This is a genomic window from Bradyrhizobium sp. th-b2, assembly GCF_000426785.1.
Classification (GTDB): domain Bacteria; phylum Pseudomonadota; class Alphaproteobacteria; order Rhizobiales; family Xanthobacteraceae; genus Bradyrhizobium; species Bradyrhizobium septentrionale.
The window spans coordinates 1-1169 of sequence record NZ_AUGA01000258.1 but is presented as its reverse complement, the minus strand read 5'-3'; the positions used below and the strand labels follow the sequence as shown (position 1 = coordinate 1169).

Here is a 1169-nt window from a genome sequence, read left to right as displayed (position 1 = left end):
GGCCAGCGAAGAGGCCGAGGACCCTAGACAATCTGCACGGCCTTGCCAGCGAGCGGCAACTGAGTGAGATCGCCAATTCAGGTGAAGGTGCTGGGGTTTTGAAAGGGCGGAGCAAGCAGCCTCTTTATTCCGAGGATGCTCGCCTTATTCCGGGGCTTGAGAAGGCCCTCATCAAGGGTAATGCTGCCGAGCGCACCGCCAAGAACAATGTAGATACTCTTCTCAGCTACGGCCGATGGCTCTTCGCAAATAACAAAAGGGGCATTGTTGCTCGGCTCGGCAACGAGTCACTTACCGATGATGCGCGCGAGTTCATCGGAAACGGTAATCCCACAAGACTCCTTAAGGCAATTGATCATCTCAGGACCTCGCAGTCGACAGGCGGAATCGTGCCGATCGCAGGCCGCGCTGAGCTGAATCCTTATCCCCAGGACGCGGCTCTCATCAAAGAGTACAAAAACGAAGCAGCGACAGATACCGGCAGGAAGGATGCAACTGCTCTTAGCAGTTTCAGTGACTACCTGCGTGAAAACAACAAGCCGGGCATTGCTGGTCGGCTTCCCGGCGCGTCGTTGGACGGAGATGTCAAGAGCTATAGGAAGGTCGCCGGTGCTGATTTGCGGATCGGCTCCGCACTGGCTCATCTCCGAAAATCGTCGGCCGGCGCTAAGGCGATGGAGCTCGATCGCCATATTCCCCCCGTTCCTGATACCGAAGACGCGCTGCAGCCGGCGCAGTCAGCTGGGGTTCGGATCGGGCAGAGGAAGCAGCCTCTTTATTCCGAGGATGCTCACCTTATTTCGGGGCTTGGGGAGGCCCTCATCAAGCGGGGGGACGCCGAACGCACCGCCCAGAACTATATGGGTTCAGTTCTCAGCTTTGGCCGTTGGCTCTTCGCAAAAAACAAACGGAGCATTGTTGCTCGGCTCGACAACGAGTCGCTGACCGATGGCGGTGAGGTGCTCGAGTTCACCGGCAAGGGTAATCCCGCGAGACTCCTTAGAGCACTAGACCATCTCCGGACCTTACGGTCGACGGGTGGAGCCGTGCCGACCGCAGGCCGCGCTAAGCGGAATCCTCACCCCCAGAACGTGGCCGTCATCAATCCCGAAGACGCGGCACTGATGGAGCCGTGGCGCGTCGGCGACGCCGCTGCGCAGCACAGCGCG

Annotated in this window: 1 pseudogene; it reads left to right on the top strand. The window is 59.1% G+C overall.

Annotated features, from left to right (window positions below):
* Positions 1-98 precede the first annotated feature (98 nt).
* Positions 99-1169, top strand: a pseudogene (locus tag K359_RS63955) (hypothetical protein); the annotation flags it as partial.